Below are 15,513 nucleotides of genomic sequence, written 5' to 3'. Positions count from 1 at the left end.
AAAAACCTCCGTCAGTCCGACAGGATAACCCTTGCGTCAGACTTGCGGAGGCCAGAACCGGATCAAAGATGAATCACGGCCAAATCGAGCCGGCCGTAATCACCTTCGCTGTGCTCGCTGCGCGGCGGCACATGATGGGTTTTCATGATCTGGTCGCCTTGCAGGGTTTCCAGATGAATGTCGAAGCCCCATAACCGGTGCAAGTGCTTGAGCACTTCTTCGGTAGAATCCCCCAACGGTTTGCGGTCGTGCTGCTGATGACGCAGCGTCAGCGAGCGATCACCGCGTCGGTCGATGCTGTAGATCTGCACGTTCGGTTCACGATTGCCGAGGTTGTACTGCGCTGCCAGGGTTTCGCGGATGATGCGGTAGCCGCCCTCGTCATGAATGGCGGGCACCAGCAGATCATCTTTCTGGTCGTCATCAAGAATGCTGAACAGCTTCAGATCGCGGATCACCTTCGGCGAGAGGTACTGCAGAATGAAGCTCTCGTCCTTGAAGCTGCTCATGGCGAACTTGATGGTCGACAGCCAATCGGACCCTGCGATGTCCGGGAACCAGCGGCGGTCTTCTTCGGTAGGCTCTTCGCACATGCGGCGGATGTCGCGGTACATGGCGAAACCCAGAGCGTAGGGGTTGATGCCGCTGTAGTACGGGCTGTCGAAGCCCGGCTGGAACACCACGCTGGTGTGCGAGGTAAGGAACTCCATCATGAAGCCGTCGGTGACCAGGCCTTCGTCATACAGGTCATTCATCAGCGTGTAATGCCAGAACGTCGCCCAGCCTTCGTTCATGACCTGAGTCTGGCGCTGCGGATAGAAATACTGGGCGATCTTGCGCACGATGCGCACGATCTCGCGCTGCCATGGTTCCAGCAGCGGCGCATGCTTCTCGATGAAATAGAGGATGTTTTCCTGCGGCTCGGCCGGGAAACGGGCGTTGTCCTTGTCGCTGTATTTGTCCGCGCCCTTGGGAATGGTGCGCCACAGATCATTGATCTGCTTCTGCATGTGCTCTTCACGGTCCTTCTGCCGCCGGCGTTCTTCTTCGGCAGAAATCGGATAGGGGCGCTTGTAGCGGTCGACGCCGTAATTCATCAGGGCGTGGCAGGAATCGAGCAGATCTTCCACGGCGTCGATGCCGTGGCGTTCTTCGCACTGCATGATGTACTGCTTGGCGAACACCAGATAGTCGATGATCGAGCTGGCATCCGTCCAGGTGCGGAACAGGTAGTTACCCTTGAAGAAGCTGTTGTGCCCGTAGCAGGCGTGGGCCACCACCAGCGCCTGCATGCAGATGGTGTTTTCTTCCATCAGGTAAGCAATACACGGATCGGAGTTGATCACGATCTCGTAGGCCAGGCCCATCTGCCCGCGACTGTAGGACTTCTCGGTACTGAGGAAGTGTTTGCCATAGGACCAATGGTGGTAACCCAGCGGCATGCCCACTGAGGCATAGGCGTCCATCATCTGCTCGGCGGTGATCACTTCGATCTGGTTGGGATAAGTATCCAGTGCGTAGCGGGCCGCGATCCGGGCAATCTCGCGGTCGTAGGTCTGGATCAGCTCAAATGTCCATTCGGAGCCGGTGGAAATAGGTTGGCGCTTCTGCTCTTTGGCGGTCATGTCACTAACCTGCGCTGGAAGAGTTCACGGAAGACCGGATAGATATCTCCGGCCGAGACCAGTTGCTGCTGGGCAAAAGTGTCAGAAAAGGCTTCGGCGATGCGTTCGTACTCGTACCACAGGGCCTGATGTTCGCGCGGGGTGATCTCCACGTAAGTGTAGTACTGCACAAACGGCATGATCTGATTGATCAGGATGTCGCGGCAGATCGGCGAATCGTCGTTCCAGTTGTCGCCGTCGGATGCCTGTGCGGCATAGATATTCCACTCGTTGCTCGGATAGCGCTCGGCCATGATTTCCTGCATCAGTTTCAAAGCGCTGGAAACAATGGTGCCGCCGGTCTCACGAGAATAGAAAAACTCCTCTTCGTCGACTTCCCGGGCGCTGGTGTGGTGACGGATGAACACCACGTCGATCTTGTCGTAGTTACGCTTGAGGAACAGGTACAGCAGGATGAAAAAGCGCTTGGCGATGTCCTTGGTCGCCTGCGTCATCGAGCCGGAAACGTCCATGAGGCAGAACATCACCGCTTTCGAGCTGGGGTTGGGTTGTTTGACCAGCAGGTTGTATTTCAAGTCGAAGGTATCGAGGAACGGTACCCGATGGATACGCGCGCTGAGTTTCTCGATTTCGGCTTCGAGTTCCTGGATATCACCGAAATTGTCCGGTTCTTCGCGCTTGAGCCGCGCCAGCTCTTCCTTGGCCTCGCGCAGTTTCGCGCGGCTGCTGCCAGACAGGGCAATGCGCCGCGCATGAGCGGAACGCAATGTGCGGATGATGTTGATCCGCGACGGATTGCCTTCGTTGCTGATCCCGGCGCGTACGGTTTTGAAAGTGTCGGTGCCGGTCAGGTTGCGTTTGACCAGGTTCGGCAGTTCGAGGTCTTCGAACATGAACTCGAGGAATTCTTCCTGAGTGATCTGGAAGACGAACTCGTCCATGCCTTCGCCGGAGTTGCCCGCCTTGCCCGGACCGCGTCCACCACCGCCTCCCGGTGGGCGGGCGATGTGTTCGCCGGCAGTAAATTCCTTGTTGCCGGGATGCACCACGGTCTGTTTGCCGCCGCGACCATGGTGAAGCACCGGCTCGTCGATATCGCGACCGGGAATACTGATCTGTTCCCCGTGCTCCATATCGGTAATGGAGCGGCGGCTGACTGCCTCTTCGACAGCCTTCTTGATGTGGTCACGGTAACGCCGCAGAAACCGCTGACGGTTTACCGTGCTCTTGTTCTTGCCATTGAGGCGTCGGTCGATCACATAGCTCATAAGGCCCCTCCGGGGAGCTTCAAGTTTCGAGCTGCAAGCTGCAAGTAGAAGCGAATGCCGGTGTTTTCCGGCTCACGCGCTTCGTTCTTGCAGCTTGTGGCTTATAGCTTGCAGCTGCCTCACTGCGACTTGCGGACCCGCAGGTACCATTCGGACAGCAGGCGTACCTGTTTATCGGTATAGCCACGTTCAACCATTCGCGTAACGAAGTCGTTGTGCTTCTGCTGATCCTCCTTGCTGGCCTTGGCGTTGAAGCTGATGACGGGCAGCAGGTCTTCGGTGTTGGAGAACATTTTCTTCTCGATGACCACCCGCAGTTTTTCGTAGCTGAGCCAGGTCGGGTTCTTGCCGTTGTTGTTGGCCCGGGCGCGCAGGACGAAGTTGACGATCTCGTTGCGGAAATCCTTCGGATTGCTGATGCCGGCGGGTTTCTCGATTTTCTCCAGTTCTTCGTTCAAGGCCACGCGGTTGAGGATTTCGCCGGTTTCCGGGTCGCGATACTCCTGGTCCTGAATCCAGAAATCCGCGTACAGCACGTAGCGATCGAAGATGTTCTGGCCGTACTCGCTGTAGGACTCCAGATAGGCAGTCTGGATTTCCTTGCCGATGAACTCAATGTACCGCGGAGCCAGGTATTCCTTCAGATAACGCAGATAGCGCTCGCGGGTTTCGGCCTGGAACTGCTCCTGTTCGATCTGCTGCTCCAGTACATAGAGCAGGTGCACCGGGTTGGCGGCGATTTCATGCGGGTCGAAGTTGAACACCTTGGAGAGGATCTTGAAGGCGAAGCGGGTCGACAGACCGTTCATGCCTTCGTCGACACCGGCCGAATCGCGGTACTCCTGAATCGACTTGGCCTTTGGATCGGTGTCCTTGAGGTTTTCGCCATCGTAAACACGCATCTTCGAGTAGATGTTGGAGTTCTCCGGCTCCTTGAGGCGCGACAGCACGGTGAACTGCGCAAGCATCTTCAAGGTGTCCGGTGCGCAGTGCGCCTTGGACAGGGAGCTGTTGAACAACAGTTTGTCGTAGATCTTCACTTCATCGCTGACGCGCAGGCAGTACGGCACCTTGACGATGTAGATCCGGTCGATGAACGCCTCGTTGTTCTTGTTGTTGCGGAAGGTGTGCCACTCCGATTCGTTGGAGTGAGCCAGCAGGATCCCGGTGAACGGAATCGCGCCGAGGCCTTCGGTACTGTTGTAGTTACCCTCCTGCGTAGCGGTCAGCAGCGGGTGCAGCACCTTGATCGGTGCCTTGAACATTTCGACGAATTCCATCAGGCCCTGGTTGGCGCGGCACAGCGCACCGGAATAGCTGTAGGCGTCGGCGTCGTTCTGCGGGAATTCTTCGAGCTTGCGGATATCGACCTTGCCGACCAGCGCCGAGATGTCCTGGTTGTTCTCGTCACCGGGTTCGGTCTTGGCTACGGCGATCTGATTGAGGATCGAGGGGTACAGCTTGACCACGCGGAACTGACTGATGTCGCCGCCGAATTCGGCCAGGCGCTTGGTCGCCCAAGGCGACATGATGGTGTTCAGGTAGCGCCGTGGAATACCGAAATCTTCCTCGAGGATCGCGCCATCTTCGGTGGCGTTGAACAGACCCAGAGGCGATTCGAAAACCGGCGAGCCCTTGATGGCGTAGAAGGGCACTTTTTCCATCAGTTGTTTGAGCTTCTCGGCCAGGGACGATTTACCGCCGCCAACGGGGCCGAGCAGATAGAGGATCTGTTTCTTCTCTTCCAGGCCTTGGGCGGCGTGGCGGAAATACGAGACGATCTGGTCGATGCATTCTTCCATCCCGTGAAAGTCTTCAAAGGCCGGATAGCGGCGGATCACCTTGTTGGAGAAGATGCGCGACAGCCTCGAATTGGTCGAAGTGTCGAGCAGTTCCGGTTCGCCGATGGCCATCAATAGACGCTCGGCGGCGGAAACGTAGGCGCTACGGTCTTTCTTGCACAGCTCCAGGTACTCTTGCAGCGAGAGTTCTTCCTGGCGTGTGGACTCGAAGCGTTGTTGGAAGTGGCTAAAGATACTCATGACGTCACCTCGCTCGATACGTGGAGCCGACGCCGGATCACTCAGTCGATGCTGGCAGCAGTCGCTGTGGCAGCTGCTGTTTACCCCCCAGAATTCTTCCACGGTCGACAAACCGCGAAAGCTACTCCCGATGACCCGCGCGCCGGTGTACCGGCTCTCCCCTGATTTGGATGGCCTGCGCTTAAGGATAGTTGGGAATTCGAGAGGTAAAGGCGAGATACGTAATTAGTTGTGGCAGACCGTTCGTCTGCCGTGCGCAGGCCCACGGCTGCCGGGGCCTGCGCCGTGCAAAAAAATTATTCGGCGCTGCCTTGCGCGGTTTCCGACGGATAAGTCGTACGCCACAACTCGAAGCCGCCGTCCATGCTGTAAACGTCGGAGAAGCCCTGACTGACCAGATAGGCGGCTGCGCCCTGACTGGAATTGCCGTGGTAGCAGACCACGACGGTCGGTGCATCAAGGTCGGCGCCTTGAATGAAAGCGTGCAGTGAATGGTTATCGAGATGCTTCGAACCGCTGATGTGCAGCGCGGCGAAGGTCGCCGGATCGCGCACGTCGACCACAATGGCGCCTTGTTCACGCAGGGCCTGGGCCTGTTCCGGGGGGATTCGTTTGAATTCGCTCATGGCGGGTTCCTGTAGCTCAACTGAAAATGCAGTCTAACGCGGTGCGCCGACTGGCGAAGGTTCGGGGATAAGCGGCACGACCGAGGACGCAAGCCCGCCGTGTTCATCGCATTTGCATGACAGGCGTTCGCCGCTGTCGACGTTCATCAGCGTCAGGCTGCCGCCCCATACACATCCGGTATCCAGCGCCGAAATCCCCGGCTCGTGGATATTGCCTTCGAGCGCCGCCCAGTGGCCAAAAATGATACGCAGGCCTTTGGTTTTGCGCTCCTTGTGCTGAAACCACGGCTTGTAGCCGGGCGGGGCGCTGTCGAGGCCTTCCTTGCTCTTGAGGTCAAGCTTGCCTTCGGCGGTGCAAAAGCGCATGCGCGTGAAGTAATTGGTGATCACCCGCAGGCGATCGATGCCTTTGAGGTCGCTGTCCCATTTCGCCGGCTCGTTGCCGTACATGCCGTCGAGGTAGGCGGGGAACACGTTGTCGTCGCGCAGTGCGGTCTCGACCTCGGCGGCGCACTTCAAGGCGCGGCGCAGCGACCATTGCGGCGGGATGCCAGCGTGGACCATGGCAACATCGCGCATTTCGTCGTAATGCATCAGCTTCTGCTGGCGCAGCCATTCCATCAGTTGCGGGCCATCCGGCGCCTCGATGATTTCGCGCAGTGTGTCGCTTTTCTTCAAGCGCTCGATCTTCTTCGCGGCGGCCAGCAGATGCAGATCGTGATTGCCGAGCACACAGACCAGTGATTCCCGCATCTCGTAGAGAAAGCGCAGGGTTTCCAGCGACTGCGGACCACGGTTGACCAGATCGCCGACCAGCCACAGTCGGTCAAGCGCCGGGTCGAAGGCAACTTGTTTGAGCAGGCACTTGAGCGGTTCGAGGCAGCCTTGCAGGTCACCGACGGCGTACGTCGTCATCAGTGCAGGGCTCCGGGCACGGCGAGGCGAAACGGTTTGATGATCGCATCGAAACGTTCGCCGTCGTCGGCGAGCATTTGATAAGTGCCCTGCATGGTGCCGACCTTGGTCGTCATCACGGTGCCGCTGGTGTATGTGTGGCTATCACCAGGGGCGATCAACGGCTTTTGCCCGACAACACCTTCGCCGCGTACTTCTTCGACATGGCCGTTGCCATCGGTAATAACCCAGTGCCGGGACAGAAGCTTGGCCGGAAGATCGCCGTTGTTGTTCACGGTAATGGTGTAGGCGAAGGCGAAACGGTCGTGCTCGGGTTGCGATTGGTCTGCCAGATAGTGGGTGACGACGCTGACATCGACCTGATAACGGGAATCGGACATGCAAGAAGGCCTTATGAAGCGGAACGCGGGGCGTAGCTGATGGGGAATCAGTCTAGGCAAGTATCGGGCAGTAAACCAGAGTGGTGTGCTGCCCGATAGCGTTCATCGCCAGTCAGTCGGCGGCGGGAGCTGCCGGGACCTGTATCGCGAGCTGGTCAGCCAGGCGCACGAACGCGGCCAGATCCAGTTGCTCGGGACGCAGGCTGCCATCGACGCCAGCGGCTTCGATTTCAGCGTTGCTGAGCAATTGCTTGAGGGTATTGCGCAGGGTTTTGCGGCGCTGATTGAAAGCTTCGCGGACAACGCGCTCCAGCAACTTGTGATCCTTGGCCGGGTGCGGCAGTACCGCGTGCGGCACCAGACGAACGATCGCCGAGTCGACTTTCGGCGGCGGATTGAATGCGCCCGGGCCGACGTTGAACAGATGTTCCACGCGGCAATGGTATTGAACCATGATCGACAAACGGCCCCAGTCACCACCACCCGGACCCGCCGCCAGACGCTCGACCACTTCCTTCTGCAGCATGAAGTGCATGTCACGAATGATGCCGGCGTTGTTCAGCAAGTGAAAAATCAGTGGCGTGGAGATGTTGTACGGCAGGTTGCCGACTACCCGCAGGCTGTTCGGCGCGGCATTCAGCGTGTTGAAGTCGAATTTCAGCGCATCACCCTGATGCAGGTTGAAATTGCTCATGCCGGCAAACTGCTGGTTGAGGATCGGGATCAGATCCTTGTCCAGTTCCACCACGTCGAGTTGCGCGCCAGAGCCAAGCAGGCCTTGGGTCAGGGCACCCTGGCCCGGGCCGATTTCCAGCAGGCGATCGTCGGGTCTGGCGTGGATAGAGCGCAGGATGCGGTCGATAACGCCGGCATCGTGCAGGAAGTTCTGGCCAAAGCGCTTGCGCGCCTTGTGTTGGTATTGCTCGTTCATAAACGGGTCTCGGCCATCTGGTAGGCGGTTTCCAGGGCGACTTGCAGGCTACCGGTGTCGATCCTGCCGCTGCCGGCCAGATCCAGGGCGGTGCCATGGTCGACCGAGGTGCGAATGATCGGCAGGCCCAGCGTCACGTTGACCGCAGCGCCGAAGCCTTTGTACTTGAGCACGGGCAGGCCCTGGTCGTGGTACATCGCCAGCACTGCGTCGCAGTGCTCCAGATATTTTGGGGTAAACAGAGTGTCGGCGGGCAGCGGGCCACGAAGGTCCATGCCCTCGCCGCGCAGGCGCTCTAATGTTGGTTCGATGATGTCGATTTCTTCATGGCCCAGATGTCCGCCTTCACCGGCGTGCGGGTTGAGCCCGCAGACCAGGATGCGTGGCTGGGCGATGCCGAATTTTTCTTGCAGGTCGCTATGCAGAATCCGCGTCACTCGCTCCAGCCGTTCCGGGGTGATTGCGTCGGCAATCTCGCGCAGAGGCAGATGCGTAGTGACCAGAGCCACGCGCAATCCGCGAGTCGCAAGCATCATTACCACTTGCGCGGTGTGCGTCAGGTCGGCGAGAAATTCAGTGTGTCCGGAGAAGGCGATGCCCGATTCGTTGATCACGCCTTTATGCACCGGTGCAGTGATCATCCCGGCGAAGTCGCCGTTGAGGCAGCCGTTGCCGGCACGGGTCAGGGTTTCGAGGACAAACGCGGCGTTGGCCTTGTCCAGTTGCCCGGCAACCACGGGGGCGCTGAGCGGCGTATCCCAGACATACAGGCTGCCGGCCGGCGCCGGAGCGTCCGGCCAGTGATCAGGCGCGACATCCAGCAACGTGACAGCCAGCCCCAGCTGCGCGGCCCGCTCAAGGAGCAGGTCGCGGCTGGTGATGGCAATTAGGGGGTGTGGCTGGGCTTGCGAGGCGAGCAGCAGGCACAGGTCAGGACCGATGCCGGCCGGTTCGCCGGGTGTCAGCGCGAAACGCTTGGGTTTCACTGCGCTGCCTGGTCTGCACCAGGGAGTTTGATCTCTACGTATGCTTCGTCACGGATCTGACGCAGCCAGGTTTGCAGCTCTTCGTCGTATTTGCGGTTACGCAGTACGGTCATGGCTTGCTGCTCACGGGCCTGTTCGGTGCTGTCAGTGGCGCGGCGGCCAAGGACTTCCAGCACGTGCCAGCCGTATTGGGTCTGGAATGGCTTGGACAGCTGACCTTGTGGGGTCTTGGCCATCACTTCGCGGAATTCCGGAACCAGTGCGTTCGGGTCGATCCAGTTCAGGTCGCCGCCGTTGAGGGCGGAACCCGGGTCTTCCGAATAATTCTTCGCTAACTCGGCAAAGTCTTCGCCGGCAGTGATGCGGTCATACAACGATTGCACCAGTGCCTTGGTCTTGGCCTCGTCGCGGATCGGGCTTGGCTTGACCAGGATGTGGCGCACATGAACTTCGTCGCGCATCTGCGTTTCGCCGCCACGTTTGCCCAGCAGCTTCAGAATGATGAAGCCGCCCGGCGTACGTGCAGGCTGAGTAATGTCGCCGACGGCCATGCTGCTCAGTTCGCGATCGAACGGAGGTGGCAGTTGTGCGGCTTTACGCCAGCCCATATCGCCGCCTTCCAGGGCGTTGTCGCTGCCGGATTTGGCCACGGCCATCTGACCGAAGTCAGCGCCTTGCTTGAGCTGCTGGTAAACCTCCATGGCCTGACGCGCGGCGCTCTGAATGGCTTCAGAGTTGGCGCTTTCCGGGGTCGGAATCAGGATGTTGGCCAAGTGCAATTCTTCAGACAGCTGCATTTTGCCGAGGTCCGAGGCGAGGAAGTTCTTCACTTCCTGTTCGGACACCTGAATACGCTCGGCCACGCGACGCTGACGCACTCGACTGATGATCATCTCGCGCTTGATCTGATCACGGGCATCGTCATAGTTCAGGCCATCACGAGCCAGCGCAGCACGAAACTGATCGACCGTCATGTTGTTGCGCTGGGCGATGGTGCCAACAGCCTGGTTGAGTTCTTCGTCAGTGATGCGGATACCGGAACGTTCGCCGATCTGCAGTTGCAGGTTTTCGACGATCAGGCGCTCAAGCACCTGTTGGTCCAGCACGCCCGGAGGCGGCAGGCCACCGCCGCGCTTGGCGATGGTCTGCTGAACTTCGTGAACGCGCTGGTCCAGTTGGCTCTGCATGACTACGTCGTTGTCGACGATCGCCACCACTTTATCGATGGACTGTACGGCGGCGTTGGCCGCCGTACCCAGGAACAGCGCGCCCAGCAGCAGCGGGCGCAGACAATCAGAAAGCTTGGTCTTCACGTTCACGATAACCTTGAATGCCTTTGTCGAGGAAGCTCTCTACCTTGGCGCCAGTCAGGCCGCCGAGTCCCTTCAGAACAATTTGGAGGAAGACGCCATGGTCGCCTTTTTCGTTTTGCGGAGCTTCCTGGCTGAACTCGTCATAGGAAACCCAGTAACGGTTGATCAGGCGCAGTTTCCAGCAGCAGTTGTCGTATTCGAAACCACCGAAAGCTTCCAGCGTGCGATTGCGGTTGTAGTCGTACTGCCAGCGGCTGATGGCGTTCCACTGCGGAACGATCGGCCAGATGACCGAGAAGTCATGCTGCTGGATCTTGTAGTAGTCCTTCACGTAGCCAGGCTGACCCGGGGTGCCGTAGTCGCCGCCGCCCACCTGCCATTTACCGGTGTTCTGGTCATAACGAACCTGGTCGTTACGATAGCGATAACCGACGTTGACCACCTTGTTCGGGTTGTCTTCCGGCTGATAGTGGAACATCGCACTGCCGGAGCGTGGGCTGCGGCTGTCCGGGTCCCAGTTGTAATCGGCGGTGGTGCGCCAATCGCGGTTCCAGCGGTATTCGTATTCCAGCGCGTACGGCGAAACGTCGGATTTTGCGTCGTCACGATCGTTGAAGGCGATACCCGGCAGTTGAACCTTGCGATCCTTGAAGTACAGAGCCTGGCCGACGCTGATGCGCTGACGCTCGAAACCGTTGTCTTCAATCCAGCGACTGGTCACGCCCAGCGACAGCTTGTTCTCGTCACCGACACGGTCGGCGCCGGAGAAGCGGTTGTCGCGGAACAGCGAGGCGTAGCTGAAGGTGTATTCACTGGTGTCGAAGACTGGAATGTCTTCCTGATCCTTCTCCGGCACGTAGAGGTAGAAGAGGCGTGGTTCCAAGGTCTGACGATAGTTCTTGCCGAAATACGAGGTGTTGCGGTCGAAGTACAGGCCGCCATCAATGCTGGCGATTGGCACACCGCGGTTCTGGTTGCTGTCGAAATTGCCACCGATGTATTTGGTGCCAGCGCTTGCGGCAGCAGCTTTTTGAGCAATGATGTCCTGTTTGCCAGTACTGTCCAGATCGAGTTGGTACTGAGTGTATTGGTACTTGAGCGATGGCTTCAGGAAACCATACGTCCAGTTCATCGGCAGGCTGACACCTGGTTTCAGGTTCAGACGATCGCCATTGGCGCGGTCGAGGCCGGTGATGTTGTTATCCAGGCGCGACTCGGTAGTGATGCCGTCTTCCTGAACAAACGTGCCGCTGCGCAGGTCGCGGTCAAAACGCACCAGCTCGGTCTCGTAATCGAAATTCAGGCCTTCCGGATGGTACGGCAGCTGACCATTGAAAGTGATCTGCGGCAGACGGCCATACGGTGTGATGTTCGAAACGGTTGCCAGTTGATACTGCTGTGCGTTGAGGCGTGCGGTGTAGCTGTCGCCACGATAGGTGACCGAGCCCTGCTGGTTGACGAAGTCGTCGCTCTTGACGCCGATCTGGTCGGTTTGCAGGTCCTGGAAGTAATAAGGGTCGCTGATCTTGGTGTAGTCAACCTGGGTCAGCACGCGGGAGTCGAGACCGCCCTTGTGCTGCCAGTTGTACATGTAGCGAGTCTCGTTGTAGTCGGACTGACGCTTGCGATCATCATTCTCGTCGTTGAGGTACGAGGCACCAAACTGACCTTCACTCGACTTGGTCAGGTAGCGGAACTCACCCTCGACCAGCATGCCGCGCTTGCTCATATAGCGCGGGTACAACGTGGCGTCGTAGTTCGGCGCCAGGTTGAAGTAGTACGGCGTGACCAGCATGAAGCCGGTGTCGCTACCCGAGCCGATGGTCGGCGGCAGGAAGCCCGATTGGCGACGGTCGTCGATCGGGAAGTAGATGTACGGCGTGTACAGGATCGGAATGTCTTTGACGCGCAAGGTCACGTTGGTCGCGGTACCGAAACCGGTGGCCGGATTCAAGGTGATGTTGTTGCCCTTGAGCTGCCAGGCGTTGCTGTTCGGTTCGCACGTGGTGTACGTGCCGTCCTTCAAGCGGATGATCGCGTTTTCGGCACGCTTGGCGTACAGCGCGTTACCGCGGATGCGCGATTTGTGCATCACGTATTCGGCGTTGTCGACCTTGGCTTCACCGGTGTCGAGCTGCACATCGGCGTGGTCGCCGACGATCAGCGCGCCGTTGTCGCGGATGCGCACGTTGCCGGCCAGTTCGCCACGGCTTTCGGCCTGATACAGGTTCGCCTCGTCGGCCTCAACCTGCATGCTGCCCTGACGCATGACCACGTCACCGGCAAGGCTGGCGACCTGTGTGTCCTGTTCGTAACGCGACGCTTTGGCACCGATGAAGGTCGGCGCGTCACTTTTATTCGTCTTGTCATTCATGCCAGGACGAATCGGTTCGATATAGGAACCAGAGCAGTAAGGACCGGTCTCGGCCAGCTGCGCGGCAGTGAGCTTCTCGCGCGGAACCCAGTCGAGGTGACTGTAGTCTTCGCTACGGGATTTCAGGCCACGGCCCTTGGCTTCGGTGACCAGTGCGGTTTTCGCACCGGTCTCTGTGCCGGAACCGTTGTCGGCCGGGGCCTCGCCAACAGAGCTGACGGCACTGCCGTCATGCACCGGACGCGGCGGCAATGCCGCGGCGGGCGACTTGGGCGCACAGTCCCAGCCACCCGTAGCCGAGACGGAGCAGTCATACTGCTCGGCGGCAACAACGAATTGACTGGCCAGAGGTTGCATAGCCAGCAGACTGCCGGTTACCAACAACGGAAATTTTTTACGAAACGCGGGGGATTTCAATGCCATCTTATTAGTCCGGGCTTCCTGCGTGCCATCTGCCCGCGGTGTGGGCCGCACGCCTCTCGATGGTCTGAAAAAGATGCTGGATAATAAAGCATGACCCGCTTGACGGCTAGCGCCGTCGGAGACCCTTGCAATGCCTGACCAAGATGTACGCTTGCAACACCTGAAAGTTTGGCTCGATGAGCAGTTGGCAAAGTTGTTTGCCGAGCAGGGCTGGGGCACCGTGCCCCCGGCCACGTTGACTGCGGCCAGCAGCGACGCGAGTTTCCGCCGCTACTTCCGCTGGGAGGGTGATGGTCGCAGCTTCGTCGTGATGGACGCGCCGCCACCGCAGGAAAACTGCAAACCGTTCGTGGATATCGCCTTTTTGCTGGCGAAATCCGGAATTAATGTGCCGAAAATTTACGCCGAAGACCTCGAGCGCGGCTTTCTTCTGCTCAATGACCTGGGCAACAAGACCTATCTCGACGTGATCGATGGCGAAAATGCCGACGCGTTATTCCACGATGCCCTGCAAGCGCTGTTGGCTTTTCAGCAGTTGCCGATGGTTGCGCCGTTGCCCAGTTACGACGTCGCCCTGTTGCGTCGTGAGTTGGAACTCTTCCCCGAGTGGTACGTCAAGCGCGAGCTGGGCGTCGAGTTCGATGCAGCCCAGCAGCAACAGTGGCAGCACATCAGTGAGCTGCTGATCGACAGCGCCCTGGCCCAGCCGAAAGTGCTGGTGCACCGCGACTACATGCCGCGCAACCTGATGCTCAGCGAGCCCAACCCCGGCGTGCTGGATTTCCAGGACGCGGTGTACGGCCCGGTGACCTACGACGTCACCTGCCTGTTCAAGGACGCCTTCCTCAGCTGGCCGGAAGAACGCGTGCGCGGCTGGCTGGAAAGTTATTGGCAGCAGGCCTCGGCGCTGGACATTCCGGTGCAGGCGGATTTCGAAGACTTCCTGCGCGCCAGCGACCTGATGGGCGTGCAGCGTCACCTGAAAGTCATCGGCATCTTCGCGCGTATCTGCCATCGCGACGGCAAGCCACGTTATCTGGCCGATGTGCCGCGCTTCTTCTCTTATATAGACGCGGTAATCGCCCGCCGTCCTGAACTGGCGGAACTGCAAGCGCTGTTCAGCAGCTTGCGTGCTGGAGCGACGGCATGAAGGCAATGATTCTGGCCGCGGGCAAAGGCGAGCGCATGCGTCCGCTGACCCTGACCACGCCGAAACCGCTGGTGCGTGCCGGCGGTGTACCGTTGATCGAGTATCACCTGCACGCCCTCGCGGCCGCAGGCTTCGATGAAATCGTCATCAACCACGCCTGGCTCGGTCAGCAGATCGAAGATCATCTGGGCGACGGTTCGCGTTTCGGTCTGAGCATTCAGTACTCGCCGGAGGGCGAGCCGCTGGAAACCGGCGGCGGGATTTTCCGTGCGCTGCCGTTGCTCGGTGACGATGCGTTTGTGGTGGTCAATGGCGACATCTGGACCGATTATGACTTCAGTGTGCTGCACCAGCCGATCAATGGCCTGGCGCATCTGGTGCTGGCGGACAATCCGGCGCATCACCCGAACGGCGATTTCAGTCTGGTCGATGGCAAAGTCAGGGACGGCGAACCTGGTGCGCAGACGCTGACCTACAGCGGTATCGCCGTGCTGCATCCGCAGCTGTTCGACGGTTGCAGCGATGGCGCGTTCAAGCTCGCGCCGCTGCTGCGCCAGGCCATGGCCGCCGGCGAAGTGACGGGCGAACGCTTGAAGGGGCATTGGGTGGATGTCGGTACCCACGAGCGTCTGGCCGAAGCCGAAGCCTTGATAGAAGCGAGTCGCTGAGATGCTGTGGCCAGGGACTCTGATTGGAGCCGGAGTGGGGTACGCGATTGCCAGCATTCCGGGGGCCATGCTTGGGGCGTTGTTGGGGCAGGCGCTGGATCGGCGCTTGCACTTGCAGAGCTGGGGACACTTACGCGAGAAGCTCGGCGGCCGGCCGATGCTACGCAACGACGAACTGCTGTTCGTCTTGCTCGGGCGTCTGGCCAAGAGCGACGGGCGCGTCACTGACGGGCATATCCAGCAGGCGCGCAATGAAATGCGCGCGCTGGAAATGAGCGAGCCGGCGACACGACGGGCCATTGCCGCGTTCAATCGCGGCAAGTCCGGCGGCGACAATCTGCGCGGCTATCTGCGCCGTTTGAGTACGCAACCGCATGCAGCCGAAGGCGTGTTGCGCGCCTGTTGGCGAATGGTCTGGGCTGACGGTCGGGCCGGGGTCAGCGAACGCGAGTTGCTGGCGCAGTGGGGCAAGTGGCTGGGCTGGACGTCGCAGCAGGTCCAGGCGCTGGCCGGCGATTACGAGCCGGGCAAGCGGCCGATCGTCAGCGCGGCGGTGAGTTATCAGGAGGCGATGAAGTTGCTCGGGGTGTCGGCGAGCAGCGAGCCGGCGCAGATCAAGCGCGCTTACCGACGTTTGCTCAGTCGCCATCACCCGGACAAGATCGCCGGCAGTGGCGCGACCCCGGCACAGGTGCGCGAAGCAACCGAGCGTACGCGGGAACTGCATAACGCCTATACGTTGATTCGCGAGCGGCGGGATTTTCGCTAGGCGTTAGAGAGGTGTTGTTTGCGCGGGCCTCTTCGCGAGCAGG

General features: G+C 59.6%; 13 protein-coding genes. 3 read left to right on the top strand and 10 right to left on the bottom strand.

Going from position 1 to position 15,513, the window contains the following annotated elements:
* Window positions 1-62: 62 nt before the first annotated feature.
* The 10 genes from GXB78_RS11915 to GXB78_RS11870 all read right to left on the bottom strand — a co-directional run bounded on the left by GXB78_RS11915 (window position 63) and on the right by GXB78_RS11870 (window position 12,883).
* A complete protein-coding gene (locus GXB78_RS11915) occupies window positions 63-1,625 on the bottom strand; it encodes a SpoVR family protein (protein WP_024014545.1) in 1,563 nt (520 codons plus the stop codon).
* A complete protein-coding gene (locus GXB78_RS11910; protein ID WP_039757709.1) occupies window positions 1,622-2,893 on the bottom strand; it encodes a YeaH/YhbH family protein in 1,272 nt (423 codons plus the stop codon). Before GXB78_RS11910 ends, GXB78_RS11915 begins: the two co-directional genes overlap by 4 nt.
* A 119-nt stretch (window positions 2,894-3,012) precedes the next feature.
* Window positions 3,013-4,935, bottom strand: coding sequence for a PrkA family serine protein kinase (locus GXB78_RS11905; protein ID WP_039757710.1), 1,923 nt, complete (start codon window positions 4,933-4,935; stop codon window positions 3,013-3,015).
* A gap of 296 nt (window positions 4,936-5,231) precedes the next feature.
* Complete coding sequence (glpE, locus tag GXB78_RS11900; RefSeq protein WP_329515533.1) at window positions 5,232-5,561, bottom strand: thiosulfate sulfurtransferase GlpE; 330 nt, start codon at window positions 5,559-5,561, stop codon at window positions 5,232-5,234.
* 33 nt (window positions 5,562-5,594) lie between these two features.
* Window positions 5,595-6,476, bottom strand: coding sequence for a symmetrical bis(5'-nucleosyl)-tetraphosphatase (locus GXB78_RS11895; protein ID WP_329515532.1), 882 nt, complete (start codon window positions 6,474-6,476; stop codon window positions 5,595-5,597).
* Complete coding sequence (gene apaG / locus GXB78_RS11890; protein ID WP_329515531.1) at window positions 6,476-6,856, bottom strand: Co2+/Mg2+ efflux protein ApaG; 381 nt, start codon at window positions 6,854-6,856, stop codon at window positions 6,476-6,478. Before apaG ends, GXB78_RS11895 begins: the two co-directional genes overlap by 1 nt.
* 112 nt (window positions 6,857-6,968) lie before the next feature.
* Window positions 6,969-7,787 (bottom strand): 16S rRNA (adenine(1518)-N(6)/adenine(1519)-N(6))-dimethyltransferase RsmA, encoded by an 819-nt coding sequence (gene rsmA / locus GXB78_RS11885; protein ID WP_329515530.1) that lies wholly within the window; start codon window positions 7,785-7,787, stop codon window positions 6,969-6,971.
* Window positions 7,784-8,773 (bottom strand): 4-hydroxythreonine-4-phosphate dehydrogenase PdxA, encoded by a 990-nt coding sequence (pdxA, locus tag GXB78_RS11880; RefSeq protein ID WP_329515529.1) that lies wholly within the window; start codon window positions 8,771-8,773, stop codon window positions 7,784-7,786. The genes rsmA and pdxA overlap by 4 nt, the downstream gene beginning before the upstream one ends.
* Window positions 8,770-10,092: a peptidylprolyl isomerase SurA gene (gene surA / locus GXB78_RS11875; RefSeq protein WP_329515528.1), complete on the bottom strand. Its 1,323-nt coding sequence runs from the start codon at window positions 10,090-10,092 to the stop codon at window positions 8,770-8,772. Before surA ends, pdxA begins: the two co-directional genes overlap by 4 nt.
* On the bottom strand, window positions 10,067-12,883 hold the full coding sequence (locus tag GXB78_RS11870; RefSeq protein WP_329515527.1) for an LPS-assembly protein LptD: 2,817 nt from the start codon (window positions 12,881-12,883) through the stop codon (window positions 10,067-10,069). Before GXB78_RS11870 ends, surA begins: the two co-directional genes overlap by 26 nt.
* A gap of 130 nt (window positions 12,884-13,013) precedes the next feature.
* Here GXB78_RS11870 and GXB78_RS11865 point away from each other — a divergent pair, with 130 nt between their 5' ends.
* Genes GXB78_RS11865 through GXB78_RS11855 form a run of 3 tightly spaced genes read left to right on the top strand, consistent with a single transcriptional unit; the run spans window position 13,014 to window position 15,470 of the window.
* Window positions 13,014-14,033 (top strand): aminoglycoside phosphotransferase family protein, encoded by a 1,020-nt coding sequence (locus tag GXB78_RS11865; protein WP_329515526.1) that lies wholly within the window; start codon window positions 13,014-13,016, stop codon window positions 14,031-14,033.
* On the top strand, window positions 14,030-14,701 hold the full coding sequence (gene murU / locus GXB78_RS11860; protein WP_329515525.1) for an N-acetylmuramate alpha-1-phosphate uridylyltransferase MurU: 672 nt from the start codon (window positions 14,030-14,032) through the stop codon (window positions 14,699-14,701). Before GXB78_RS11865 ends, murU begins: the two co-directional genes overlap by 4 nt.
* A gap of 1 nt (window position 14,702) precedes the next feature.
* Window positions 14,703-15,470, top strand: a complete 768-nt coding sequence (locus GXB78_RS11855; protein ID WP_329515524.1) for a TerB family tellurite resistance protein — start codon at window positions 14,703-14,705, stop codon at window positions 15,468-15,470.
* Window positions 15,471-15,513: the final 43 nt, after the last annotated feature.

The sequence above is a fragment of the Pseudomonas moraviensis subsp. stanleyae genome, assembly GCF_036283065.1.
Classification (GTDB): Bacteria; Pseudomonadota; Gammaproteobacteria; order Pseudomonadales; family Pseudomonadaceae; genus Aquipseudomonas; species Aquipseudomonas stanleyae.
Note: the sequence above shows the minus strand (reverse complement) of the source record. Positions and strands in the feature narration are given on the sequence as shown.

What these genes read in the sequence shown, in the direction of transcription:
- murU (WP_329515525.1), top strand. Translation starts at nt 14,030, where the DNA reads ATGAAGGCAATGATTCTGGCCGCGGGCAAAGGCGAGCGCATGCGTCCG.
- apaG (WP_329515531.1), bottom strand. Translation starts at nt 6,856, where the DNA reads ATGTCCGATTCCCGTTATCAGGTCGATGTCAGCGTCGTCACCCACTAT.
- GXB78_RS11865 (WP_329515526.1), top strand. Translation starts at nt 13,014, where the DNA reads ATGCCTGACCAAGATGTACGCTTGCAACACCTGAAAGTTTGGCTCGAT.
- GXB78_RS11855 (WP_329515524.1), top strand. Translation starts at nt 14,703, where the DNA reads ATGCTGTGGCCAGGGACTCTGATTGGAGCCGGAGTGGGGTACGCGATT.
- GXB78_RS11895 (WP_329515532.1), bottom strand. Translation starts at nt 6,476, where the DNA reads ATGACGACGTACGCCGTCGGTGACCTGCAAGGCTGCCTCGAACCGCTC.
- GXB78_RS11910 (WP_039757709.1), bottom strand. Translation starts at nt 2,893, where the DNA reads ATGAGCTATGTGATCGACCGACGCCTCAATGGCAAGAACAAGAGCACG.
- rsmA (WP_329515530.1), bottom strand. Translation starts at nt 7,787, where the DNA reads ATGAACGAGCAATACCAACACAAGGCGCGCAAGCGCTTTGGCCAGAAC.
- GXB78_RS11915 (WP_024014545.1), bottom strand. Translation starts at nt 1,625, where the DNA reads ATGACCGCCAAAGAGCAGAAGCGCCAACCTATTTCCACCGGCTCCGAA.
- glpE (WP_329515533.1), bottom strand. Translation starts at nt 5,561, where the DNA reads ATGAGCGAATTCAAACGAATCCCCCCGGAACAGGCCCAGGCCCTGCGT.
- GXB78_RS11870 (WP_329515527.1), bottom strand. Translation starts at nt 12,883, where the DNA reads ATGGCATTGAAATCCCCCGCGTTTCGTAAAAAATTTCCGTTGTTGGTA.
- GXB78_RS11905 (WP_039757710.1), bottom strand. Translation starts at nt 4,935, where the DNA reads ATGAGTATCTTTAGCCACTTCCAACAACGCTTCGAGTCCACACGCCAG.